Annotated in this window: 1 pseudogene; it reads right to left on the bottom strand. The window is 74.1% G+C overall.

The features are described 5' to 3' along the window. Window positions 1-411 precede the first annotated feature (411 nt). Window positions 412-1230 (bottom strand): annotated as a pseudogene (locus R6V09_RS53435) (primosome assembly protein PriA); the annotation flags it as partial.

The raw sequence follows: 1230 nt of genomic DNA, 5'->3' as shown, positions 1-1230 counted from the left end.
AGCGCCCGCCCGGTAGGCGTGAACACCGGCCTCCCGACCATGCCCACCATGCCGACGGTCCCCGCGGCCCGCTCCATGCCGACCCAGCCGACGGCGGGCAGCCCCACCCTCCGCGACGAGGCCAGGCCGACGGCCTTCCCTGGCCCGCGCAACGGCTGATTCCGCCACCGAACCTTGTCTGCCTCCCGGACGAAGACCGGGAGGCAGCTGCATGCCGGAGCCACGGACGGCGGACCCCACGTCAGAACGGCGAACGGCGAACGGCCGGTGCGAGGCAGCTGCAGCTGAATGCCGGGGGCACGGACGGTCGGCCGCCGACGGCGAGAACCCCTACGGGAAAGGTCCACTTCTCGGCGGACGGCGAACGGGCGGTGCGCGGGTGGGAGACAATCCGAGGCCGAAGGCCGAGGCTCACCCGATGTCCGGCGGATCAACACGCACCCGCACCACATCCCCCCCACCCCGAGCCATCCGAACAGCCTGCGCAGCCTTCAACGCGGCAGCCAACGCCCCCCCGCTCCCCGGCCGCACCCGAATCAACGCCCGCTCCCACTGCTCCCCAACAGGCGGTCCCCCCACCCGCCGAGGCCCCCCTGCCGTAGCGACCGGCACCGGGACAGGCCCCAACACCTCAGCATCGGGCGGCAGTTCAACAGCAGCAAGAAACTCCGCCACAGCCCCCGCCACCCCGGCCACCGCAGCCATCCGAGACACCGGCGGAAACCCCAGCTCGGCCCGCTCGGCAAGCTCCCGCACCGCATGCCCCACGGGATCCCACCGCACCAGCGCCTGCACAGGCCGCAGGGTGGGTTCCGCAACCACGACGACGGTCCCCCCAACCCCCTGCGGCCGTACCAGCGAACTCGCCGCGATCCACCGCCGCAACGCATCCTCCCCGGCCCGCAGATCAGGCCGCCCGAGCATCGCCCAGCCATCCAGCAGCAACGCCGCCGCGTACCCCCCGTCGGCAACCGGCTCGGCCCCCGGTGTACTCACGACCAGCGCGGGAGTCCCCGGCACAGTGTCGAGCACCTGCTCCCGCCCGGACGTCCGCACCGGCACCGCAGGAAACGCCCGCCCCAGCTCCTCCGCCGTCCGCCGCGCCCCCACGACCTGGGCCCGCAACCGGAACCCCCCGCACTCGGGGCAGTGCCAGGAGTTCTCCTCGACCCCGCACCACCCGCGCCGCAGCACGCCCGCGTCCTGCGCCTCCAACGGCCCGGCGCAGTG

The sequence above is a fragment of the Streptomyces sp. W16 genome (genome assembly GCF_033194735.1).
Classification (GTDB): domain Bacteria; phylum Actinomycetota; class Actinomycetes; order Streptomycetales; family Streptomycetaceae; genus Streptomyces.
This window is presented reverse-complemented; position numbering and strand designations above follow the sequence as displayed.